This window comes from Burkholderia sp. PR2 (assembly GCF_052372875.1).
Lineage (GTDB): Bacteria > Pseudomonadota > Gammaproteobacteria > Burkholderiales > Burkholderiaceae > Burkholderia > Burkholderia diffusa.
In genome coordinates, this window is sequence record NZ_JBQRWH010000002.1 from 623,936 (window position 1) to 646,226 (window position 22,291).

The following is a 22,291-nucleotide window of genomic DNA, read 5'->3' on the forward strand; positions in this document are numbered from 1 at the left end:
TTGAATCTCCTCGTTGATTGACGAACGCATTCGCCCCTTGCTGTCCGTGCGAATACAGCTCAGCGCGTGCCGTAGACCTTGCGCGCAAAGCCCGCGATCGCATCGCTCATCGCGCGCGGCTGCTCGGGCGCCATCGCGTGCCCGGCGTCCGCGACGACCTGCACGGTCACGCGCTCACCCAGCCACGGCTTGAACACGTTAGGCACGACGACGGCGTCGTACTGTGCCTGCAGATCGAGCATCGGCACCGTTCCGCCGCCGAAATACGCATCGATCGGGGTGACGTTGCGTGCATGGGCCTGTGCCGCGTGTACCGCGGGATACCAGCCGGTCAGCCACGCACTCGGATCGTGTCCCGGTGCGAAGAATGCCTGCCGCAGGTAGGTCAGCCGCTGCGGTTCCGGCACCCGGGGATCGCCGGCGCCGTCGATCGCTTCGCGCAGGCGTCCATAGGGCTTCTCTGTCGATCCCGGCGGCAACTTGCCCGCGGAGGCCGCGGCCATCACGAGCCCGCGCACGAGGTCGGGGCGGTCGACCGCGAGCATGCGCGCGGGCTGGCTGCCCCACGCATGCCCGACGACGACGACCGGCCCGGTGTGCTCATGATCGAGCACGAGCGCGACGTCGGATGCGAATGCATGCAAGTCGAGGTCGCGCATCGGCCCCGTGCTGCGGCCGATACCTCGCGGTTGCGGACGCAATACGCGGAATCCGTCGTGCGCGAGCATGCGCGCGACCTCGTCGTAATCTTCCGCGCCGCGCGCGAGCGACGGCAGGATCACGACCACCGGGCCATGCCCTTGCGCGAGCGTTTCGATCCGGACGTCGCCCTTCGACACGAGCGTGCGTTGAACCGCGTTCGCGTCGGCGGCGGGCGTGGTGCAGGCGGCAACCGACGTCGCCAGTGCGGCGGCGAGCGCGAGCCGCGTCAGTATCTGGTTTGCTTTCATTGTCTCCTCGTGAATCGATACGGACCGTCGCCTCAAAGCGGATCGAGGCCGGTTTTCTGCAGAACGGCCACGGCGGGCGCCGTCTTCAGAAAAGCCGCGAACGCGCGCGACGCGTCGGCGGCCTGCGCATTCGCGGCGATCGCCGACGAGATCACGCTGGTCTTCTGCACGTCGGCAGGAAGCGGCCCCGCGAAGTCGATGCCCGGCGTCACCTTCAGTTCGCTGATCTGCTGCAGCCCCAGGTCGGCGTCGCCGCGCGCGAGTGCGGTGCCGACCAGTTCCTTGCCGCGAATCAGCACGCTCTTCGATTTCATCTGCTCGGCGATGCCGAGCCGGTTGAAGAGCGTGCCGACGATATAGGTGCCGCTCGCTCCTTCGGAAAAGGCAACCGATTTGGCGGAGAGCAACGCGCGACGCAGCGCGTCGTCCGTACTGATGTCGGGCACGGCGAGTCCCTTGCGCACCGCGACGCCGATCCCGGTGGCGGCGATGTCCGACAGCGTGGCCCGGTCGAATCGGCCCGCGTCGACTTCCTGCTCAAGCGCCGGCTTGATCATGAAGCAGATGTCGACCTTCTCGCCGTTGCGCAAGCGCATCGGCAATGCCTCGGCCGACTTGCCGTACGACGGCCCCCAGGCAATCTCGAGACGATGTCCCGACGATTTTTCAAACATCGGCACCAGTTGCCCGAACGCGCCGTGCAGCGCGCCGGTTGCCAGTACGTGAATGTCTTCGGCATGCGCGCCCGGCGACGCCACGCACAGCGTTACCCATGCCGCGGCGGCCACGCAAGTCCGCCAGATCGATTTTTCCTTCATGTCTCCTCCTTGAGGGTCACTGTAAGTCGAATGTGTTTTCTGTTCGTCCGCCGGGCGGCGATTCGCGGGCTGCTTCGGCTCAGCCGTAGAGCCGCCGCGGATTGCCGGCCAGCACGGCATCCGCAAGCGCCGCGTCGCCGCACAAGGCGCGAACGAACGCGAGCAGTGCGGAGTCGTCCGGGGCCGCGCCTTCGATGTTCGGATGCGGCCAGTCCGATCCCCAGATCGACCGGTCGGGCGCGGCATCGAGCAGCCGGCGCGCGAGCGGCCGCGCATCCGGCCACGCATGCGCGTCGCCGCCCGCGAATCGATCCACGCCGGACAGCTTGATCCAGCGATACGGATTGCCTAGATGCGCGATCAATGCGCCGCGTTCGTCGTCGGTCCACGGCGCTTGCAACGACGGGCGCGCCATGTGGTCGATCACCATCGGAATGTCGACCCCGGCCCACGTGTCGAGCACGGGCAGCAGTTCGGCGAGCCGGCCGTGCAGAAGCACGTGCCAGCCGAGCGCTGCAACGCGCTCCGCGGTGCGCAGCAGCTTGTCCGTGTCACGCTCGCCGGGCAGGTGCCCCATGAAGTTGAACCGGATGCCGCGCACGCCGCCTTCGTGAAGCTCGCGCAACGTGCCGTCGTCCATCGTGTCGTCGACGAGCGCGACGCCGCGATAGGCGCCGCCGGTCGCGGCGATCGCGGCAAGCAATGCGGCGTGATCGTGCCGATAGCACGCGGCCTGGACGATCACGCCATGCGTGACGCCGAGCCGTTCGTGCAGCGCGAGCAAGCGCGACATCGGCGCCGCCTCGGGCAGGTACGCGGCGTCGGCCGGCACCGGAAACCGTTCCCACGGCCCGTAGATATGCGCGTGGCAATCCCACACAGGCGCCACCGGGCCATCCTGCCGAGCGTGCACCATCAGTCGCACCGTGCGGTCATGCCGCCGTCCACGACGATTTCCGTCCCGGTGATGAAGCGGGCTTCGTCGGAGGCCAGGAACAGCGCGGCGTTCGCCGTGTCGCGACCGTCGCCCATGAAGCCGAGCGGAATGCGCGCGAGCCGGCTTTCGAGCAGCTTGTCGACATCGCCGCCGGAGCGTTGACCGGCCAGACGCACCTCGACCATCGGCGTATGCAGTTGGCCGGGCACGACCGTGTTGACGCGAATGCCCTTCTTCGCGTATTCGACGGCCACCACCTTCGACAGCTGGATCACGCCGGCCTTGCAGGCGGCGTAGGCAACCTGCGCGGAGCCGGTCCAACGGATGCCGGAGGTCGACGCCGTGTTGACGATCGCACCGGCGCCCTGTTGCTCCATGACCGGCAGCACGTGCTTGCAGGTCAGGTAGACGCTCTTCAGATTGAACGCGACCTGCTTGTCCCACGCTTCCTCGGACAACGCGACCGGGCCGCCCGCGGCCGAGCCGCCGACGTTGTTCACGAGAATGTCCACGCGCCCGTAGGTTTCGCGGCACGCGTCGACCATGGCCGCGACGGCGGCGCTGTTCGTGACGTCGCACGTGTGCGCAGTAATCTCCCCGCCGAGCTCGGTGACGCGGCGGACCGTTTCGGCCATCGCGTCCATGTTGATGTCGACCGCGAAGATCTTCGCGCCCGCGGCGGCAAACAGCGCGGCCACGGCGCGGCCGTTGCCCCAGCCGGGACCGACGCAGCCCGCGCCGGTGACGATCGCTACCTTGCCTTGCAGGCGGCCCGTGCCTGCCTCGTTGATGGATGTGTCGTTCATGATGGGTGTGTTCAACCGTGTGTTGCAGGGAGTTCGGGGGCGACGCCGGCTGGCGGCGGCACGTTGAAGACCTTGATCGTCATCGAGATCAGCGTGTAGTAGCCGGCGATGCCGACGAGATCGACGACCGCGCCTTCGCCGAGCGTGTCGACGAGCGCCGCATACAACGCATCGTCGATCTCGTGGCGTTCGTGCAATTGCGTGACGAAGGCGTGGACGAGCTTCTCGTCGTGCCGGACGAACGGCGGTTCGACGCCGTCGCGGATCGCGTCGATCACGTCGATCGTCAGGCCTGCCTCGAGCGCGAACGGCTTGTGCGCAGCCCATTCGTACTCGGCGAGCCAATGGCGCCCCATCGACAGGATGACCAGCTCGGAGAGCCGGGGCGACACGCTGCTGTCATAGCGACAGTACTGGCCGAGCGCCTGCGCGCAGCCTGCAAGCTTCGGGCGATGCAGCCAGACGGCCAGCGGACCGCGCACGCCTTTGCGGGGCCCGCTGGCGATCGCGTCGTACACCTGGCGCTGCGCGTCGGACATGTGCTCGGGGGCGAGCGTGGCAATACGTTCCATGAATGAAATCACCTCGACAGAATTCAGTTGGCTTCGGCGGGCGCGCCGGACCGTTCGGCTCGTGCATCGGCAGGCACGACGCGCGCGCGCAGCATCGAGCGTCGCGCCGTGCGGCCGGTTTCGCGGTTGAACGCGGCGGAATCGAACAGCCCTTCCCAGCGGGCAATCGCGAACACCGCCATCGTGTTGCCGACCACGTTCACGAGTGCGGTCGCGGTCGCCATGACCCGGTCGATGCCGAACAGCAGGCCGAGCCCGGCGAGCGGCAACGAACGCACCGACTGAAGCGTGGCCGCCAGCTTGACGAACGCGCCGCCGGCGACGGTCGTGCCACCCTTGGACGTCAGGCTCAGGATCGCGAGCAGGCCAAGCTGCTGCCAGAGCGAGAACGGCGTGTCGGTTGCCTGTGCAATGAAGCCGATCGCGATCGCCATGTAGATGGCGGTGCCGTCCAGATTGAAGCTGTAGCCGGCCGGGAGCACGAACCCGACCACGACTTCGTCGCAGCCGGCGCGCTTCATCTTCTCGACGAGGCGCGGAAACACCACTTCGCTGGACGCGGTACCGAGCGTCAGCAGGAGCTCGTCGCGAATCAGGCGCATGATCCCGGCGAACGGCAGGCCGATCGACCAGCTGATCGCGCCGAGCACGCCGAAGACGAAGATCGCGGAGGTCGCGTAGTACAGAACGATGACCTTGAACAGGTACAGCAGCGTCACGCCGCCATAGCTGCCGACGGCGGCCGCCATCGCGCCGAACGCGCCGAGCGGCGCGAGGTGCATGATGAACGCGAGCATCCGGAACAGCACCTTCTGCGCTTCGTCGATGCCGCGCAGCACCACCGAATCGGCGCCGACCGATACGTTCAGCGCGAGCCCGGCCAGGATCGAGATGATCAGGACCTGCACGATGTCGCCTTTCGCGAACGCATCGACAAGCGTATGCGGAATGAGGCTGAGCAGATACGCAACCGCGGAGATCTCGCCGGCATTCGACGTCGTCTTCAGCGCTTCGGCACTCTCGGCGATGTTGGCGGCGTGCAGGCCCGTGCCCGGCGGAAACAGGTTGACCATCGCGAAGCCCAGCACCATCGCGATCGTGCTGACCACCTCGAAGTAGACGAGCGATTTCACGCCCATCCGGCCCAACATCCTGAGATCCTTGACGTGCGCCATGCCCTGGACGAGCGTGCAGAAAATGATGGGCGCAAGCATCATCTTCAGGAGCGCGATGAACCCCTGTCCGAACGGTTTCATCGCGATCGCGGTCTTCGGCGCGAGCAGGCCCAGCACGATCGCGCAGGCCAGGCCGATCAGCACCTGGACGTGCAGTTTTTTCAGGCTTTTCATCAGTATTCCTTCATATTTCGGTTCGGATGGCGCTTCGATCGAACGACGAAACGGTCAGCGACGATGCGGCTGCGCGCTGCGACGCGACCGCGAATGAGGAACGGGATGGGCGGGAGGAAGAGGATGCATGGCGTCTCCGGAATCGTTATTGGGTTGAATTGCTATCTAACCGCAGCATAGAATCTGGCGTCTTCTTTGACAAAGACCTTATGAACATGTATTTCTATGCCACGCCGGCATAGCTCAACACCGAAATGGACATTCGAGAACTGCGCAGTTTCATTCACGTCGCACGCGCCGGCAGCTTCAGCCGCGCGGCGGCGGAGCTGTATATCGCGCAACCCGCGTTGAGCCGCCAGATCGCGAAGCTCGAGGAAGAAATCGGCGTTGCGCTGTTCACCCGCTACGGACGCGGCGTTCGCTTGACGGCCGCGGGTTCGCGGCTCCTCGAGCATGCGGAGATGATCACACGAATGGTCAGCGAAACGGCCGATCAGGTGCGTGCCAGCGCCGACACCGAACGCGGCTATCTCGCGGTCGGCCTGCCGCCGACGATCGGCCGGCTGATCGGCACCGATCTCGTGCGCGACTTTCATGCACGCTGGCCCGGCGTGTCGCTGCACGTTCGCGAGGGGCTCAGCAATTCGCTGCAGGAATGGGTGCTCGATCGGCGCGTCGATCTCGCCGTCGTCTACAACCAGCCGCCCCTCGATGCGTTCGATGTCGTTCCCCTTTTCAGCGAACCGTTGATCGTCGTCGCGCCGCCGGACGCGGCACCCGTGCGAAAGGCGCTGAGCATTCGCGATCTCGCGAGCATGCCGCTGATCCTGCCCGGCCTGCCGCACAGCAACCGCCGACTGATCGACCAGGCCGCCGTTCAGCACGGCGTGCGGCTGCGCGTCGCGTTCGAAATAGACAGCGTGGCGCTGACCAAGCAGCTCGTGCGCGCGGGCGTCGGCTATTCGCTGCTTACCTACGTTGCGATCCAGGAAGAACTGGCGCGCGGCGAGCTGAAAGCCATTGCGATTGAACGGCCCGCAATCCGCTCGACCGTATCGATCACCACGTTGCGCGAAAACCGCCCGTCGCGTCTGGTCGACGCATGGATCCGCATGCTCAAGGACACGCTGTTCCGCTTTACGCGCGAGCAGACCTGGAGCGATCAGGTCGTATGGCTCGCATCGGACTCCTGAACCCCGCGTGCCGGCCATGTGTGCGCGGCCGGCGCGGCGACGCATTCGACGCTGTCCCATCTCCCCACCCTCGCGAGCCACTGCACCATGCGTGAATCCCGCCCGTCGCACTCGTCAGACGCAACCGAACGCGGCCCGTCGTCGACGGTCTCGAACCGCTCGCTCGAACGCGGGCTCGACGTGCTGCGCGCGTTCGGCTCCGGCGCGACGCTGCTCGGCAACGGCGACCTCGTCGAACTCACGGGCCTGCCGAAGGCCACCGTCACCCGGCTCGCCCGCACGCTCGTCGAAGCCGGCTATCTCGAACACGATCCCGTGCATCGCGGCTACCGGCTCGGATTGCCGGTGCTCGGCCTCGCGCATGCGCTCAGGAGCGGTTCGACGGTGCTGCAGGCGGCCGCGCCGCGGCTGCGCGAGACGGCCCAGGCGCTGCACATCAACGTCGGCATCGCCGGCCCCGACCGCGACGACATGGTCTACCTCGAATCGATCCGCTACAGCCCGCGTGCGTCGCTTCGCACCGTCGTCAGCGGCCAGCGCGTGCCGATGGCGCTGACGTCGCTCGGCCGCGCGTTTCTTGCGTCGCTGCCGGGCGCCGATTACGCGCGTCAACTCGCCGAACTCGAACCGCATCGCGCATCGTGGCCGCGCATCCGTGCCGAGATCGACGACGCCGTCGCAGCGGTGCGCGCGCAAGGATTCTGCGTCGCGAGCTGGCAGCCGGAAGTCGTCGCGCTCGCGACGCCGCTCGAGATTGCGGGCCACCGCACGCTCGCGCTCAACTTCAGCGTGCGCACGCTCGATGCCCCGTCAGCCGTCGCCGCCCGCCTGTCGGCGGCATTGCTGGCATTGCGCGACGACATCGTCGCCGCGACGCTGCGCCTCGACAGCTGACGCGACGATCGGCTCCCCCCTGCATCAGCGTTCGCGAATCGCGCGCGCCGGGATGCCGAGCACGACGGCGAGCCCGCCGAGCACCGACACGATCGCGACCGTGTAGAGGCCGATCGCGCTGCTGCCGAATTGGGTCGACGTGTAGCCGATCACCGACGGTGCCGCAATGCCGCCGAACTGGCCCAGACTGCTGATCAGGCCAATCCCGCTCGCGGCCACGGTGCTCGACAGATACGCGGGCGGAATCGTCCAGAACAGCGACAGCATCCCGAGATAGCCGGCCGTCGCGATGGTGAGCAGCACGATGAGTGCGGCCGGCTGCGACGCGGCGGCCGGCAGCAGCGCGACGCCGAGCGCGGCCAGCGCGGCACTGCCCATGAAATGCCAGCGCCGTTCCAGCTTGCGGTCGGAGTGCCGGCCGAGCAGATACATCGCGACCGCACCGAACACATAAGGAATCGCCGACAGCAGCCCGATGTACCAGAAGTTCGTGATGCCGCTCTTGCGAATCACGCTCGGCGCCCACACATGCACGACGATGCTCGCCCAGGGCACGCTGAAATACGCGAACGCCAGTAAGTAGAACTTCGGCTCCTTCAGCGCATCCCAGATCGAGCCGTGCGCGTGCGATGCCTTCAGCGCCGCGTCGTGTTCGAGTTCGCGCAGCAGCAGCGCCTTCTCATCCGCGCTCAGCCATTTCGCGTGCTCCGGGCGATCGGTCAGATAGACGTACGCGAACAGGCCGGCCACGACCGACGGTAACCCTTCGATCACGAACAGCCACTGCCATCCCTTCAGGTGAAGCACACCCGACAGGTTGTTCAGGATGAAACCGGATACCGGCCCGCTGACGATGCCCGATACGCAGATCGCCGTCATGAACAATGCGGTCACGCGGGCTCGCCGCGCCGATGGGAACCAGTACGTGAAGTACAGGATGACGCCGGGAAAAAAGCCCGCCTCCGCCGCGCCGAGCAGCACCCGCGCGATGTAGAACTGGGTCGGCGTCTGCACGAACGCGGTGCCCGCGGACACGAGCCCCCAGAGCGCCATGATCCGCATCAGCGTCTTGCGCACACCGACACGTGCGAGCCACAAATTGCTCGGCACCTCGAAAATCATGTAGCCGACGTAGAACAGCCCGACACCGAGGCCGAATGACGCTTCAGTCAGACCAATGTCGCGCGAGAACTGCAGATGCGCGAAGCCGATATTGGCGCGATCGATGTAAGCGAATACGTAACAGATGAAGAGGAACGGCAGCAGCCGTTTCGTCACCTTGGCATAAACCGCGTCGAGTGCCGGCCGGTCAGCGCCGCTTCGCTCGAGCGATTCCGTTGCAATGGCGGGTTGCATCTTGTCTCCAGTCTTGTTGAACGCGCCGCGACACCAAATCGGGTTTTGTCCGGTCGCGGTGAAGTTGATTATCGGCGGCTGGCGGCCAGCCGCAACCATGCCGTTTCACTGGATGAAACAAACCTGCGTGGCTGACAGTTTCATTCAGTGAAACGACGTTGATGGCAGCCGCATGCGTTGGCGCTACGCTTGCTGCAAGCGGATCGGCCTTCGCGCATCGCGCCGCGCACTGCCGATTCATCGCACCGCTCGTTTTCGACGCAGGAAGAAACCATGCAAACCATCGACGTCACGATTCAATCGAATATCGCGACCCTTACCCTGAACCGCCCCGACAAGCGCAACGCCGTCAGTGACGCGATGCGCACCGAGCTCATCGATGCGCTCGAATCGCTCGCACGGGCGCCGGAAGTTCGCGCCGTCATCATCACCGGCAGCGGCAAGGGTTTCTGCGCTGGCGGCGACATCGCCGGGATGGCGCAGCGCATGGATGCGCCGCCCGATGAAGTCGCGTTCAACGGGTGGTCGCGCCAGCAGCGTGTGCATCACGCCGTTTCGCTGCTGCACACGATGCCGAAGCCGACGATTGCCGCCGTCAACGGCGCCGCAGCCGGGCTCGGCGCCGACATGGCGCTGTCGTGCGATTTCGTGATCGCTTCGGAAGCGGCGACGTTCGTGTGGAGCTACATCAAGCGCGGACTGATTCCCGACGGCGGCGGCCTGTATTTCCTGCCGCGGCGGGTCGGGCTCGCGGCCGCCAAGGACCTGATTTTCAGCGGCCGCAAGGTCGACGCACGCGAGGCGCACGCGCTGGGCATCGCCGACCGGATCAGCGCGCCCGACACGCTGCTCGCCGACGCCACCGCGTGGGCGAGCGAGCTGATCCAGGGCTCGCCCACCGCGCTCGCGCTCGGCAAGGCGATCCTGAACCAGAGCTACGAACTGTCGGCCGCGCAGGTGCTGTCGCAAGGCAGCCAGGCGCAAGCGATCTGCTACACGAGCCGCGAGCACCGCGATGCCGTGCGCGCATTCCTCGACAACGTGCGCTGAGCGCCGACAGGAGCCTCCGATGAACGCCATCGAAAAATTGATGCGGCCGGCCCGCGTCGCCGTCATCGGCGCGTCCGCCGATCCCGCGAAGACCGCCGGCCGACCCATCGCCTACTTGCAAAAACACGGGTTCGGGGGAGACATCTACCCGGTCAATCCGCGCTATCCGTCGATTGCCGGCCTGCGCTGCTACGAGGACGTCGAAGCGCTGCCGCACGCACCCGACGTCGGCATCGTGCTGCTCGGCGCCGAGCGCGCGCACCTCGCGGTCGAGGCGCTTGCGAAACGCGGGACCGCCGCCGCGATCGTGCTCGCGAGCGGCTACGCCGAAACCGGCGAAGCCGGTGCACGCCGCCAGGCGCAACTGAAGGAAGCGGCCGGCTCGATGCGGGTGCTCGGGCCGAACACGATCGGCGTCGTCAACCTCACGGATCGCGTCACGTTGTCCGCGAGCGGCGCGCTGGACACCGACGGCTTCGCCGTCGGCGGCGTGAGCGTCGTGTCGCAGAGCGGCGGCATTCTGGGTGCGCTGCTGTCGCGCGCCGCCGATCGCGGCATCGGCCTGTCGAAGCTCGTGTCGACCAGCAACGAAGTCGATCTCGACGTGAGCGACTTCATCGATTACTTCATCGACGACGATGCAACCTCCGTGATCGCGCTGTACCTCGAAGGGCTGCGCGATCCCGCGCGGTTTCGCGCGGCCGCGCGCCACGCGGCGCGTGCGGGCAAGCCGATCGTCGTGTACAAGATCGGACGATCGGAGTCCGGCGCGCGCTCGGCCGTCTCGCACACCGGCGCGCTCGCCGGCGAGGACCGGATGTACGACGCGCTGTTCCGCGACGCGGGCGTGATTCGCGCGCAGACGTTCGGCGATCTGCTCGACATGCCGAACGCCTTCGCGGCCGGCCGCACGCTGCGCGGCACGCGCGTCGCGATTCTCACGTCGACCGGCGGCGCGGGCACGCTCGTCGCGGACAACCTGGGGCTGGCCGGCTTCGACACGCCGGCGCCCGATGCGGACACGGCTGCCGCGCTACGCGCGCTGCAGTCCGGCGATCACGCGGTGCTCGACCGCAATCCGATCGACGTGACGCTCGCCGGCCTGCAGCCCGAGCTGCTGCGCCGCGCGATCGAGACGCTCGCGGCCAGCCCTTCATACGACGCAGTTGCCGTGATCGCCGGTTCGTCGAGCATCGGCATGCCCGAGCTGATGGCCGGCGCCGTGCGCGATGCGTTGCCCGGCACCGACAAGCCGGTGGTCGCGTTCGTGAGCCCGCATGCGCCGGCCGTCACGCATGCGATGAACCGGCTCGGCGTGCCGGCGTTCGTGTCGCCCGAGAGCGTCGCGAGCGCGATGGTCGCGATGCGGGACGCCGGTCGCTGGCGCGCGCGGGCGGCCGCGCCCACGCTCGATGCGGTTGGCGCGGCAACCGGCATCGACGTGCCGGACCTGCCGCGCGGGCCGCTCGACGAAGCGCAGGCGAAGGCGCTGTTCGCACGCTTCGGCGTGACGCCCGTGCGCGAGCGCGTCGTGCGCAATGCAGCGGATGCCGAGCAGGCGGCACGGCATCTCGGCGATCGCGTGGTGCTGAAACTGCTGTCGAACCGCGTCACGCACAAGAGCGACATTGGCGGCGTCGCGGTCGGCGTGCATGCCGATGCGATCGGCGAACGGCTCGGACGCATGCGTGTCGACGTCGAGACCGGCGCGGGGTTCGTGCCGGACGCGTTCCTCGTGCAGGAAATGATTGCGGGCGGCGTCGAGATGATCGTCGGCCTGCATCGCGACCCGCTCGGCATCGCGATCCTGCTCGGGATGGGCGGCGTGACCGCGGAGATATTCAACGACACGGTGTTGCGGATGCTGCCGGAGGACGCGCCGCTGTCGCGCGACGACGCGCTCGACATGATCCGCGCGCTTCGCACGTGGCCGTTGCTCGACGGGTATCGCGGCCGCCCGAAGGCGGACGTCGACGCGCTCGCCGACGCGCTCGTCGCGTTCTCGCGGATGGCGCGCCAGCTCGGCGCGCGGCTCGTCGAAGCCGAAATCAATCCGTTGTTCGTGCTCGATGCCGGCCACGGCGTGCGGGCAGCCGACGGCGTCGCCGTGCTGGCCTGACGGCGAGCGCGCCGCAGCGGCACAAGCGTTGGGGCAGGCGCGCTGAGTCACGCGCCAGCCTCAACCGCGAACGGACGCGACACCGTCGAGTTCGCGCACGGCGTCCTCCGGCAACACCAACCCACCGGCGGCGAGATTCTCGCGCAGATGCGCGACGGACGACGTCCCCGGAATCAGCAGGATGTTCGGCGCGCGCTGCAGCAGCCACGCGAGCGCGGTCTGCATCGGTGTCGCACCGAGCCGGGCCGCGACCGCGTCGAGCGTGGACGACTGCAACGGATTGAAGCCGCCGAGCGGAAAGTACGGGACGTAGGCAATGCCGTCGCCCGCGAGCGCATCGACGAGATCGTCGTCGTCCCGGTGCGCCAGGTTGTAATGGTTCTGCACGCAGACGATGTCGCAGATCCGGCGCCCTTCGGCGATCTGCGCGGCCGTGACGTTGCTCAGCCCGATGTGCCGCACGAGGCCCTGCCGCTGCAGTTCGGCCAGCGCGGACAGCGGCGCCTCGATCGAGCCTTCTGCCGGGCCGTGCGTGTCGAACATGATCCGCAGGTTGACCACGTCGAGCACGTCGAGACCGAGGTTGCGCAGGTTGTCTTGCACGGCAGCGGCGAGCGCTTCGCCGGAAAACGCCGGCAGCCAGGAACCGTCGTCGCCGCGCCTCGCGCCGACCTTGGTCACGATCAGCAGGTCGTCGCGATACGGATGCAACGCTTCGCGAATCAGCTGGTTCGTCACATGCGGGCCGTAAAAGTCGCTCGTGTCGATGTGGTCGACGCCCGATGCGACGGCTTCACGCAAGACGGCGAGCGCCGCGTCGCGATCCTTCGGTGGACCGAACACGCCGGGGCCGGCCAGTTGCATCGCGCCATAGCCGATGCGGTGAGTGCGTCGGCCCGCGACGGAATACGTGCCGGACTGAACAATGGGGGACATGATCGTGCTCCTGGATCGAATGCGTCGCCGCAGGTTACGCCGTGTCGCGCTGCGCGATAACCGGTCATAATCTGCACGACCTGTACGAAAAGGCGAACAATGCAAGTCGATCTGGGCGATCTGAACGCGTTCGTGGCGGTGGCACGGGCGAAGGGCTTTCGCGAAGGTGCGCGCATGGTCGGCGCGAGCGCATCCGGTCTTAGCGAAGCGGTGCGCCGGCTGGAGGCGCAGCTCGGCGTGCGGCTGCTGCACCGCACGACGCGCAGCGTGTCGCCGACCGAAGCCGGGGAGCGCCTGCTCGCGCGGCTCGCGCCGGCACTGAGCGAGGTGGAGGCGGCGCTCGACGTGGTGAACACGTTCCGCGAGCGACCGGTCGGCACGCTGAAGCTCAATGTGCCGATGAGCGCGGCGCGGCTCGTGCTGCCGTCCATCGTTCCGCGCTTTCTCGACGCGTATCCGGAGATCCGGCTCGAGGTCGTGGCCGACGAAAACTTCGTCGATATCCTCGCGGCCGGCTGCGACGCGGGCATCCGTTACGACGAGCGCCTCGAACAGGACATGATCGCCGTGCCCATCGGCCCGCGTACGCAACGCTTCGCCACCGCCGCGGCGCCCGCCTATCTCGCGCGCCGTGGCCGTCCGGCGCATCCACGCGATCTGCTCGATCACGCGTGCCTGCGCGGCCGGTTCGCGAGCGGCGCGATGCCGGCGTGGGAGTACGAGCGCGACGGCGAAGTGGTCCGCGTGGAGCCGTCGGGCCCGCTCGTCGTGCAGATCGGCGGCGCCGTCGATCTCGTCGTGGACGCCGCCTGCGCCGGGCTCGGCATCGTGCACCTTTTCGAAGACTGGCTTCGTCCGCACCTCGCGAGCGGCGCGCTCGAGCCTGTGCTCGGCGAATGGTGGCGACCGTTCTCGGGCCCGTATCTGTATTACCCGGGGCGGCGTTTCGTACCGGCTCCGCTGCGCGCGTTCGTCGATTTCGTCAAGGCGGATGCCGGGTAGAGCGGCGGGCGCCGCCGCCCGGCGCCTGCGCAAGCGGCGATCACGCCCGCACCGCCCGTCACCGCCGGTTCGAACGCGACACCACGTCGATCCACACGGCCAGCACCAACACCCCGCCCTTGACGATCATCTGCCAGTACGCGTCGACGTCGAGCATCGACATCCCGTTGTCGAGGCTCGCCATCACGAGCGCGCCGATCAGCGCGCCATAGACGGTGCCCGACCCGCCGCGCATCGACGTGCCGCCGATGAAGCACGCGGCGATCGCGTCGAGCTCGCCCATCGTGCCGGCCGACGGCGAGCCGGCCGCGAGCCGCGCGGTGTTGACGATGCCCGCGAACGCGCACATCAGCCCCATCAGCGCGAAGATCGCGAGCTTCACACGATCGGTGTCGACGCCCGACAACCGCGTCGCTTCCAGGTTCGAACCCACCGCATAGATGCGCCTGCCGAACACGGTCTGCGTCGCGATCCACGAGAACGCACCGAGCAGCGCGAGCAGCAGCAGCACGGGCACGGGAATGCCGCCGTAACGATCGAGCGTCGCGACGAACGCGAACAGCACGGCCCCGGCACCGACGACTTTCGCGACGTCCTGCCACAGCGGCACGACCGCAAGCCGGTAACGGTGCCGCGTACCGCGCTGCCGGAGGACCAGCAGCGCAACGAGCGCGAACAGCAGGACCGCGAGCCCGTCGCCGCCCGCGCGCGGCAGATAACCCTGCCCGATGAACACGAAGCCGTCGGACACCGGCGCGATCGTCGAGCCGCCCGTCACGCCGAGCAGGATGCCGCGGAACGCGAGCATCCCGCCCAGCCCGACGATGAACGACGGCACGCGCCGGTAGGTCGACCACCAGCCGTTGAACAATCCGACCAGCACGCCGAGCGCGAGCACGGCCGGCACCGTCGCGGCCACGGGCCAGTGGCGATTGACGTCGAGGATCGCCGCGACACCGCCGAGCAACCCGAGCAGCGATCCGACCGACAGGTCGATCTCGCCCGCGATGATCACGAACACCATGCCGCACGCGAGCATCCCGGTGATCGACATCTGCCGCAGCAGGTTCGACACGTTGCGCGGCGTGATGAACGCACCGTCGGTCAGCACCGAGAAAAACACCCAGATTGCCGCGACCGCGAACAGCAGCGCGAGCACCTTGTAGCGCACGAAGATCTGGCGCAGCGGATGGCCGTGCGCGCGGCGCGCGTCGGTGTCCGGCGGCACGGCGGTGGAGGAAGACAGTTCGGTATTCATGGGGCACTCGCTGCAATGGGTTCGGCCGGCTGCCGCGCGGATTTCAGCGCGGCGCCGAGGATCTGTTCCTGCGTGAGACCGTCGTTGACGAAATCGCCGCGCAGCTCGCCTTCGCCGATCACGAGCACACGATCGGCGAGCCCGAGCACTTCCGGCAGCTCGGACGACACGACGATCAGCGCGACGCCGCGTTTCGCGAGCGCAAAGATCAGCCGGTAGATTTCCGCCTTCGCGCCGACGTCGACACCGCGCGTCGGCTCGTCGAGGATCAGCACCTGCGGATCGGCCAGCAGCATCCTGGCGAGCACGGCCTTCTGCTGGTTGCCGCCGGACAGGCTCGCGATCGGCAGGAACGGATGCGCGGCGCGCACCGACAGACGCTGCATCTCGGTGCGGATCGCGTCGAGTTCGGCGGCCGCATCGATCCGCCCGTGGGCGGCGAAACGGCGCAGCACCGACAACGTGATGTTGTGGCCGACGCCAAGCTGCGGCACGATCCCGTGACGCTTGCGGTCCTCGGGCACCATCGCGATGCCCGCGCGAATCGCATCGGCCGGCGAGCGGATCGCGAGCGGCCGGCCGTTCATCCGCACGGTCGCCGTGCTCGCGCCCGGATACGCGCCGAAGATCGCCTGCATCAGCTCGGTGCGGCCGGCGCCGACAAGCCCCGCGACACCGAGGATCTCGCCGCGCCGCACGCTGAACGACACGTCGTCGACGCGCTTGCGGCGCGGGTTCGCCACGTCGTGACAGGTCACGTTGCGCGCGTCCAGCACGACGTCGCCGATCTCGTGCGGCTCGCGCGGATACAGGTTGCGGATCTCGCGGCCAACCATCATCGCGATGATCCGGTCGGTGGTCATTCCGCGCATCGGCTCGGTCGCGACGTGGCGGCCGTCGCGGATCACGGTCACGGTGTCGCACACCGCGTCGACTTCGTCGAGCTTATGCGAGATGTACACGCACGCGACGCCGCGGCGCTTCAGGTCGCGCACGATGTCGAGCAGGATGCGCGTCTCGGCGGCGCTCAGCGACGACGACGGCTCGTCGAGGATCAGCAGCTTCGCGCGCTTGTTCAGCGCCTTCGCGATCTCGATCAGCTGCTGGTGGCCGCCGCCGTAGTTCATCACCGGCTGCGCGACGTTGATCGCGTCGATCCGCAGCTCGCGCAGCAGCGCCTCGGAACGCCGCACCATCTCCGCGTAATGCATGCGCCCGCCGGGCAGCGTGATCTCGTTGCCGAGGAAGATGTTCTCGGCGACCGACAGCTCGGGCACCAGCATCAGTTCCTGGTGGATGATCACGATGCCCGCGCGTTCGGTGTCGCGCACGCCGGACGCGACGAGCGGCGCGCCTTCCCAGCGGATCTCGCCCTCCCACGTGCCGTGCGGATAGACGCCCGACAGGACCTTCATCAGCGTCGACTTGCCGGCGCCGTTCTCGCCGCACAGCCCGACGCACTCGCCGGGGCGCACGGTCAGATCGATTCCGTCGAGCGCCTTCACGCCGTCGAATGCCTTGACGATGCCACGCATCGTCAGCAAGGGTTCGGTCATACGTTCATTGCCTCGCAGTGAGCACGCGGCCGGCCGCACCTGGCCGGCCACATGCATCCTGCCCGTCGTGCCGTTATTGGCTCGCGAGCTGGGCCTGGGTATAGAAGCCGTCCTTCACGACGACGTCGACGTTGCGCTTGGTCAGCAGCGTGGGCTGCAGCAGCACCGTGTCGACCCTCTTCTTCCCGTTGTCGTACTGCGCGTTGAACGCGGGCTTCGTGCCCTTCGCGAGATCGACCGCAAGCTTCGCGGCTTCGCTCGCGATCAGCTTCAGCGGCTTGTAGACGGTCATCGTCTGCGTGCCGGCGATCACGCGTCTGACCGCCGCGAGGTCCGCATCCTGCCCGGACACCGGCACCTTGCCGGCCAGGTGCTGCGCGGCGAGCGCCTGGATCGCGCCGCCCGCGGTGCCATCGTTCGACGCGACGATCGCGTCGATCCGGTTGTTGTTCGCGGTGAGCGCATCCTCGACGATGCGCAGTGCGGTCGATGCGCTCCATTCGGGCACCCATTGCTGGCCGACGACCTTGATGTCGCCGCGATCGATCGCCGGCTTCAGCACCTTCAACTGGCCCTCGCGCAGCATCTTCGCGTTGTTGTCGGTCGGCGCGCCGCCGAGCAGGAAATAGTTACCCTTCGGCTTCGCGTCGAACACGCCCTTCGCCTGCAGTTCGCCGACCTTCTCGTTGTCGAACGAAATGTACGCGTCGACGTCCGCATCGAGGATCAGACGGTCGTACGACACGACCTTGATGCCGGCCTTCCTCGCTTCGGCGACGACGTTGCCGAGCGTCTTCGAATTGAACGGCACGATCACGATCACGTCGACGCCGCGCGAAATCAGGTTCTCTATCTGGGAAATCTGTCGCTCCTCGCTCGCGTCGGCCGACTGCACCGACACCTTCGCGCCGAGCTTCGTCGCGGCCGCGACGAAATAATCGCGATCGCGCGACCAGCGCTCGACGCGCAGGTCGTCGATGCAGAAGCCGATCTCGGGCTTGTCCTTGCTCGCATGCGCAAGCGGAGCGCCGAGCGCGAAGAGCGCCAGCACTGCTGCGCCGGCAAGGGAACTCAATACGGTACGGCGCGTCACGGATTTCATGTCTCCACTCCTTGTTATTGGACAACCTCACGAACACCGGGCGGCCGCGGGAATGCGCCGCCCGCTTCGAGTCACTGCACAGCACGGGATCGCACCGGCGAAGCGCCGCTCACGCGCCCGTCGCAAACACCGGTTCGAGCGCGCGGTAAAGCGCGCGAAACGTCGGCCGCCGCGCATCGCGATACCACGCGTGTCGCGCGGGATCGGGCTCGCGCACCGCGACGATCGGCGGCTGCGGGCACACATCGTCGAGCGACGCATCCGGTTCGAGCGCGAGATGCGCGAGCCGTGCGGCACCGAGCGCCGGGCCGACCTCGCCGCCCGCGCGCAGCGTCAGCGCGCGTCCGCTCAGGTCGGCGAGCATCTGCGTCCAGTACGCGCTGCGCGAGCCGCCGCCGATCACCGTGATGCCGTCGGGCGCCAGTCCGGCCGCATGCAGCGCATCGATGCCGTCGAGCAACGCGAAGCCGACGCCTTCGAGCGTTGCGTTCGCGAGATCCGCGCGCTGCGTATCGGGCGTGAGCCCGTAGAAGACCCCCTTCGCATTCACGTCGTTGTGCGGCGTGCGCTCGCCGCTCAGGTAAGGCAGGAACCACGGGCGGCTGGCGCGCGCGTTCGCCTCGGCATCGGCGAGCAGCGCCGCGACGCCGTCGTAACCGGCCAGTTGCGCGGTGAAGTCGATGCAGCCGGCCGCGTTCAGCATCACCGACATCAGATGCCATGTATCGGGCAGCGCGTGGCAAAAGCTGTGCACCGCCGATTCGGGGTTCGCGCGAAACCCGTCCGACACCGCGAAATAGACACCCGACGTGCCGAGCGACAGCAACGCGTCACCGGGCCGCACGATCCCGACGCCCACCGCGCCGGCCGCGTTGTCGCCGCCGCCGGCCACCACCGGAATCTCGCGCAGCCCGAGCGCGCGCGCGACGGCCGGCAGAAGCGTGCCCGTTACGCGGTTGCCCTCGTACACAACCGGCATCTGCGTGCGCGACAGCCCGCACGCGGCGAGCAGCGTGTCGTCGTAGTCGCGCTTCGCGACGTCGAGCCAGAGCGTACCGGCGGCATCCGACGGATCGGTCGCGAACGCGCCGGTCAGCCGGTAGCGCAGGTAATCCTTCGGCAGCAGCACGTGCGCGATGCGCGCGAACACGTCGGGCTCGTGGCGGCGCACCCACAGCAGCTTCGGCGCGGTGAAGCCCGGCATCGCGATATTGCCTGTCACCGCGCGCAGCGCGGGTGCGAGCCGCTCGAGTTCCGCGCACTCCGCATCCGCGCGGCCGTCGTTCCACAGGATCGCGGGACGCAGCACGTCGCCCTGCGCATCGAGCAGCGTCGCGCCGTGCATCTGCCCGGTCAGTCCCAGCGCGTCGATGGCGCGCGGATCGATGCCGCCCGCGCGTGCCTCATCGACGAGCGCGGCCAGTGCGCCGCACGCGGCGTCCCACCAGTCGCGCGGCGCCTGTTCGGACCAGCGCGGCTGCGGCCGGCTCACCGTCAGCGGGCGACTCGCGCTCGCCCGCACCACGCCGTCGCGGTCGAGCAGCACAGCTTTCACGCCCGACGTACCGAGATCGAGTCCGATATACATGGCGTCAGCGCAGGCCGTAGATCGCCTGGTTCACGATGTTCTCCAGCCGCTCCTGCGCGCCGCTCGCATGCCGCGGGTCCACGCCGCGCGCGAGCGCGTCATCCGCGAGCGACTGCAGCGTATAGCCGCCCGACAGGATCTTGCGGCCGAACGCGTCGTCCCACTGCGCGTAGCGCTGCCGGCGCAGCGCGTCGAGCCGGTCGTTCTCGACCAGCACGGCCGCACGTTCGAGCGCGAGCGCGAGCACGTCGATCGCGCCGACGTGGCCGTAGAACAGGTCTTCCGCATCGATGCTCTGGCGCCGCACCTTCGCGTCGAAGTTCATCCCGCCGGTCGTGAAGCCGCCGTGGCGCAGGATCTCGTAGAACGCAAGCGTCAGTTCCTCGACGCTGTTCGGGAACTGGTCGGTGTCCCAGCCGTTCTGCGGATCGCCGCGGTTCGCGTCGACGCTGCCGAACACGCCGAGTGCGAACGCGTTCGCGATCTCGTGATGGAACGAGTGGCCGGCGAGCGTCGCATGGTTCGCCTCGATGTTCACGCGAATCTCGTTCTGGAGTCCGTACTGCACCAGAAATCCGTGCACGGTCGCGACGTCGTAGTCGTACTGGTGCTTGGTCGGCTCCTGCGGTTTCGGCTCGATCAGCAGCGCCCCCTTGAAGCCGATCCGGTGCTTGTGCTCGACGACCATCGACAGGAAACGCGCGAACTGCTCGCGCTCGCGCTTCAGGTCGGTATTGAGCAGCGTCTCGTACCCTTCGCGGCCGCCCCACAGCACGTAGTTCTCGCCGCCGAGCCAGTGTGTCGCGTCGAGCGCGTGGCACACCTGGGTCGCGGCCCACGCGAACACGTCGGGGTTCGGATTCGTCGCGGCGCCCGCCGCGAAGCGCGGGTGCGAGAACAGGTTCGCAGTGCCCCAAAGCAGCCGCACGCCGCTCGCCTGCTGGCGCTCGCCGAGATAGTCGACCATCCGCGCGAAATTGGCTGCGTACTCGCGCAGGCTGTCGCCCTCCGGTGCGACGTCGGTGTCGTGGAACGTATAGAAAGGCGTGCCGAGCTTCGTGAAGAACTCGAATGCCGCGTCGGCCTTCATTCGCGCACGTTCGAGCGCGTCGCCAGGCTGCTGCCACGGCCGCTGGAACGCGCCCTGCCCGAAGATGTCGTGCCCCGGCCATACGAAGGTGTGCCAGTAGCACACGGCAATCCGCAGATGCTCGGCGAGCGTCTTGCCGAGCACGCGCTTCTCGGGGTCGTAATAGTGGTACGCCAGCGGGTTGTCCGACTGCGGACCTTCGTAGCGAATCGCGGGAATGTGTTCGAAATACGACATGGCGTCTCCGTGCTGGGTCTTGGTGCAGCGCAACGCGCGTCGCGACGACGACGCACGCGGCCGAATCCGGTTGGCTGGATCGTGCCCGCGCGCCTGCCGGCCGGCAATTGCGAAATTGCGCAGCACGCTTAACGTTTCTTGCCAGCCGCTGCGCGCGGCGTGCGTTCCGTCCTACAATCGCCGGACACCAGAGAACCGCGCGGCACCGCCCGCGCGCCCCGGAGACAACGGCGAGACGCCCGAGCGGCGCCCGCCACGAGACCGACATGACCCGTGCCTCTTCCGCCCAGACACCGCACCGCATCGCGCTGCTGTTCAACGCGAACAAGGTCTACGACCGCGAGATCATCAGCGGCATCGGCCAGTACCTGCACACGACGCGCGTCGTGTGGGACCTGTTCCTCGAAGACGACTTCCGCTGCCGGCTCGCCGGCATCGAACGCTTCGACGGAGACGGCATCATCGCGGACTTCGACGATCCGGCCGTCGCCGACGCGCTCGCCGGTTCGCCGCTGCCGATCGTCGCGGTCGGCTCGTCGTACGAGGATCCGGCGCAGTACCCGGACGGTGTCCCATATATTGCGACGGACAACCCGAAGCTCGTGTCGCTCGCCTACACGCACCTGATCGGCGCGGGGCTCGCGCATTTTGCGATGTACAGCCTGCCGGTCGCGCAGGAGAACCGCTGGGCGCAGCAGCGTGAGCTCGCGTTCGACCGGCTCGCGCGCGCGGACGGGCTCGACGCGCCGATCTACCGCGGCGTGTCGACGAGCGCATCGGGCTGGAATCACGCGATCGAGGAGCTGATCGGCTGGCTGCATGCGCTGCCGAAGCCCGTCGGCGTGATCGCGGTCACGGATGCGCGCGCGCGGCATCTGCTGCAGGCGTGCCTGCTCGCCGGCATCGCGGTGCCGGAACAGGTCGCGATCATCGGCATCGACAACGATCCGCTCACGCGCACGCTGACGCGCATTCCGTTGTCGTCGGTGATCCAGGGCACCGAGGAAATGGGCCGCACCGCCGCGCACCTGCTGCACCGGATGCTGCGCGGCGCCAGGTTTCCCGGGCAGCGCATCCTCGTGCCGCCGGTCGGCATCAACGTGCTCGAATCGACGCGCCACCAGCCGCTCGCGAGCCCGCACGTGATGCGCGCGCGGCACTTCATCCGGCAGTACGCATGCCAGGGGATCAAGACCGAACAGGTCGCCGACTATGTCGGCGTGTCGCGCTCGCTGCTCGAAGAGCACTTCCGGCGCGAACTGCAGCGCACCGTGCACCAGGAAATCCTGCGTCACAAGCTCGAGGCCGCGCAGGCGCTGCTCGCGGGCCGCAATGCGTCGAGCGCGGAAGTCGCGATCCGTTGCGGCTTCACGTCGTTGCAATACATGTACGCGGTGTTCCGCCGCGAACTCGGCTGCACCCCGCGCGAATACCAGGAACGCGCGGCGGCCGCTCACTGAATTCACCGCCCACGAGCG

General features: G+C 68.0%; 19 protein-coding genes. 6 read left to right on the top strand and 13 right to left on the bottom strand.

The features are described 5' to 3' along the window. Positions 1-59 precede the first annotated feature (59 nt). From ACT2FV_RS14410 to ACT2FV_RS14435, 6 genes are all read right to left on the bottom strand, one after another. A complete protein-coding gene (locus ACT2FV_RS14410; protein WP_124901905.1) occupies positions 60-950 on the bottom strand; it encodes an alpha/beta fold hydrolase in 891 nt (296 codons plus the stop codon). A gap of 32 nt (positions 951-982) precedes the next feature. Further along, a complete protein-coding gene (locus ACT2FV_RS14415) occupies positions 983-1,768 on the bottom strand; it encodes a substrate-binding domain-containing protein (RefSeq protein ID WP_151047754.1) in 786 nt (261 codons plus the stop codon). Between the two features lie 79 nt (positions 1,769-1,847). Further along, on the bottom strand, positions 1,848-2,684 hold the full coding sequence (locus ACT2FV_RS14420; protein ID WP_444504156.1) for an amidohydrolase family protein: 837 nt from the start codon (positions 2,682-2,684) through the stop codon (positions 1,848-1,850). Then, the gene (locus ACT2FV_RS14425; protein WP_059599627.1) at positions 2,684-3,511 is read right to left on the bottom strand and encodes an SDR family NAD(P)-dependent oxidoreductase; all 828 of its coding nucleotides are present in this window, start codon (positions 3,509-3,511) and stop codon (positions 2,684-2,686) included. The genes ACT2FV_RS14420 and ACT2FV_RS14425 overlap by 1 nt, the downstream gene beginning before the upstream one ends. A gap of 11 nt (positions 3,512-3,522) precedes the next feature. Further along, entirely contained in the window at positions 3,523-4,083 is a 561-nt protein-coding gene (locus ACT2FV_RS14430; RefSeq protein ID WP_059599628.1) for a carboxymuconolactone decarboxylase family protein, read from the bottom strand. 23 nt (positions 4,084-4,106) lie between these two features. Then, on the bottom strand, positions 4,107-5,432 hold the full coding sequence (locus ACT2FV_RS14435; RefSeq protein ID WP_444504157.1) for a cation:dicarboxylate symporter family transporter: 1,326 nt from the start codon (positions 5,430-5,432) through the stop codon (positions 4,107-4,109). 254 nt (positions 5,433-5,686) lie between these two features. On the opposite strand from ACT2FV_RS14435, the gene ACT2FV_RS14440 reads away from it, so the two are divergent. Together ACT2FV_RS14440 and ACT2FV_RS14445 are read left to right on the top strand one after the other, a co-directional pair. Next, positions 5,687-6,625 carry a LysR family transcriptional regulator gene (locus tag ACT2FV_RS14440; RefSeq protein WP_124901899.1) on the top strand — a complete coding sequence of 313 codons (939 nt, stop codon included), beginning with the start codon at positions 5,687-5,689 and terminating at the stop codon, positions 6,623-6,625. An 87-nt stretch (positions 6,626-6,712) separates the two neighbouring features. Then, positions 6,713-7,519 carry an IclR family transcriptional regulator gene (locus tag ACT2FV_RS14445; protein ID WP_059599632.1) on the top strand — a complete coding sequence of 269 codons (807 nt, stop codon included), beginning with the start codon at positions 6,713-6,715 and terminating at the stop codon, positions 7,517-7,519. Positions 7,520-7,543: 24 nt separating this feature from the next. Here ACT2FV_RS14445 and ACT2FV_RS14450 read toward each other — a convergent pair whose 3' ends face one another. Beyond that, a complete protein-coding gene (locus ACT2FV_RS14450; protein ID WP_059599633.1) occupies positions 7,544-8,875 on the bottom strand; it encodes an MFS transporter in 1,332 nt (443 codons plus the stop codon). Positions 8,876-9,148: 273 nt separating this feature from the next. Here ACT2FV_RS14450 and ACT2FV_RS14455 point away from each other — a divergent pair, with 273 nt between their 5' ends. Together ACT2FV_RS14455 and ACT2FV_RS14460 are read left to right on the top strand one after the other, a co-directional pair. Further along, entirely contained in the window at positions 9,149-9,925 is a 777-nt protein-coding gene (locus tag ACT2FV_RS14455) for an enoyl-CoA hydratase/isomerase family protein (RefSeq protein WP_151047747.1), read from the top strand. Positions 9,926-9,944: 19 nt separating this feature from the next. Then, entirely contained in the window at positions 9,945-12,044 is a 2,100-nt protein-coding gene (locus ACT2FV_RS14460) for an acetate--CoA ligase family protein (RefSeq protein WP_444504158.1), read from the top strand. A gap of 60 nt (positions 12,045-12,104) precedes the next feature. Here ACT2FV_RS14460 and ACT2FV_RS14465 read toward each other — a convergent pair whose 3' ends face one another. Further along, complete coding sequence (locus ACT2FV_RS14465) at positions 12,105-12,980, bottom strand: aldo/keto reductase family oxidoreductase (protein ID WP_444504159.1); 876 nt, start codon at positions 12,978-12,980, stop codon at positions 12,105-12,107. A 99-nt stretch (positions 12,981-13,079) separates the two neighbouring features. Between ACT2FV_RS14465 and ACT2FV_RS14470 the strand changes: the two genes are divergently transcribed. Beyond that, a complete protein-coding gene (locus tag ACT2FV_RS14470; RefSeq protein ID WP_059599636.1) occupies positions 13,080-13,982 on the top strand; it encodes a LysR family transcriptional regulator in 903 nt (300 codons plus the stop codon). 58 nt (positions 13,983-14,040) lie between these two features. Here ACT2FV_RS14470 and ACT2FV_RS14475 read toward each other — a convergent pair whose 3' ends face one another. The 5 genes from ACT2FV_RS14475 to xylA form a co-directional block, all read right to left on the bottom strand. Continuing rightward, positions 14,041-15,240 carry a sugar ABC transporter permease gene (locus ACT2FV_RS14475; protein ID WP_151047740.1) on the bottom strand — a complete coding sequence of 400 codons (1,200 nt, stop codon included), beginning with the start codon at positions 15,238-15,240 and terminating at the stop codon, positions 14,041-14,043. Then, positions 15,237-16,796 (bottom strand): D-xylose ABC transporter ATP-binding protein, encoded by a 1,560-nt coding sequence (gene xylG, locus ACT2FV_RS14480; protein ID WP_151047737.1) that lies wholly within the window; start codon positions 16,794-16,796, stop codon positions 15,237-15,239. The genes ACT2FV_RS14475 and xylG overlap by 4 nt, the downstream gene beginning before the upstream one ends. Before the next feature lie 73 nt (positions 16,797-16,869). After that, positions 16,870-17,898: a D-xylose ABC transporter substrate-binding protein gene (gene xylF, locus ACT2FV_RS14485; protein ID WP_444504160.1), complete on the bottom strand. Its 1,029-nt coding sequence runs from the start codon at positions 17,896-17,898 to the stop codon at positions 16,870-16,872. 109 nt (positions 17,899-18,007) lie between these two features. Then, positions 18,008-19,486: a xylulokinase gene (xylB, locus tag ACT2FV_RS14490; RefSeq protein ID WP_444504161.1), complete on the bottom strand. Its 1,479-nt coding sequence runs from the start codon at positions 19,484-19,486 to the stop codon at positions 18,008-18,010. Between the two features lie 4 nt (positions 19,487-19,490). Further along, positions 19,491-20,813 carry a xylose isomerase gene (gene xylA, locus ACT2FV_RS14495; protein WP_444504162.1) on the bottom strand — a complete coding sequence of 441 codons (1,323 nt, stop codon included), beginning with the start codon at positions 20,811-20,813 and terminating at the stop codon, positions 19,491-19,493. A gap of 266 nt (positions 20,814-21,079) precedes the next feature. Between xylA and ACT2FV_RS14500 the strand changes: the two genes are divergently transcribed. Continuing rightward, the gene (locus ACT2FV_RS14500; RefSeq protein WP_059599641.1) at positions 21,080-22,273 is read left to right on the top strand and encodes a XylR family transcriptional regulator; all 1,194 of its coding nucleotides are present in this window, start codon (positions 21,080-21,082) and stop codon (positions 22,271-22,273) included. Positions 22,274-22,291 lie beyond the last annotated feature (18 nt).

Coding starts and splice junctions, on each gene's coding strand:
- ACT2FV_RS14410 (WP_124901905.1), bottom strand. CDS start 950: ATGAAAGCAAACCAGATACTGACGCGGCTCGCGCTCGCCGCCGCACTG.
- ACT2FV_RS14415 (WP_151047754.1), bottom strand. CDS start 1,768: ATGAAGGAAAAATCGATCTGGCGGACTTGCGTGGCCGCCGCGGCATGG.
- ACT2FV_RS14420 (WP_444504156.1), bottom strand. CDS start 2,684: ATGGTGCACGCTCGGCAGGATGGCCCGGTGGCGCCTGTGTGGGATTGC.
- ACT2FV_RS14425 (WP_059599627.1), bottom strand. CDS start 3,511: ATGAACGACACATCCATCAACGAGGCAGGCACGGGCCGCCTGCAAGGC.
- ACT2FV_RS14430 (WP_059599628.1), bottom strand. CDS start 4,083: ATGGAACGTATTGCCACGCTCGCCCCCGAGCACATGTCCGACGCGCAG.
- ACT2FV_RS14435 (WP_444504157.1), bottom strand. CDS start 5,432: ATGAAAAGCCTGAAAAAACTGCACGTCCAGGTGCTGATCGGCCTGGCC.
- ACT2FV_RS14440 (WP_124901899.1), top strand. CDS start 5,687: ATGGACATTCGAGAACTGCGCAGTTTCATTCACGTCGCACGCGCCGGC.
- ACT2FV_RS14445 (WP_059599632.1), top strand. CDS start 6,713: ATGCGTGAATCCCGCCCGTCGCACTCGTCAGACGCAACCGAACGCGGC.
- ACT2FV_RS14450 (WP_059599633.1), bottom strand. CDS start 8,875: ATGCAACCCGCCATTGCAACGGAATCGCTCGAGCGAAGCGGCGCTGAC.
- ACT2FV_RS14455 (WP_151047747.1), top strand. CDS start 9,149: ATGCAAACCATCGACGTCACGATTCAATCGAATATCGCGACCCTTACC.
- ACT2FV_RS14460 (WP_444504158.1), top strand. CDS start 9,945: ATGAACGCCATCGAAAAATTGATGCGGCCGGCCCGCGTCGCCGTCATC.
- ACT2FV_RS14465 (WP_444504159.1), bottom strand. CDS start 12,980: ATGTCCCCCATTGTTCAGTCCGGCACGTATTCCGTCGCGGGCCGACGC.
- ACT2FV_RS14470 (WP_059599636.1), top strand. CDS start 13,080: ATGCAAGTCGATCTGGGCGATCTGAACGCGTTCGTGGCGGTGGCACGG.
- ACT2FV_RS14475 (WP_151047740.1), bottom strand. CDS start 15,240: ATGAATACCGAACTGTCTTCCTCCACCGCCGTGCCGCCGGACACCGAC.
- xylG (WP_151047737.1), bottom strand. CDS start 16,796: ATGACCGAACCCTTGCTGACGATGCGTGGCATCGTCAAGGCATTCGAC.
- xylF (WP_444504160.1), bottom strand. CDS start 17,898: ATGAAATCCGTGACGCGCCGTACCGTATTGAGTTCCCTTGCCGGCGCA.
- xylB (WP_444504161.1), bottom strand. CDS start 19,486: ATGTATATCGGACTCGATCTCGGTACGTCGGGCGTGAAAGCTGTGCTG.
- xylA (WP_444504162.1), bottom strand. CDS start 20,813: ATGTCGTATTTCGAACACATTCCCGCGATTCGCTACGAAGGTCCGCAG.
- ACT2FV_RS14500 (WP_059599641.1), top strand. CDS start 21,080: ATGACCCGTGCCTCTTCCGCCCAGACACCGCACCGCATCGCGCTGCTG.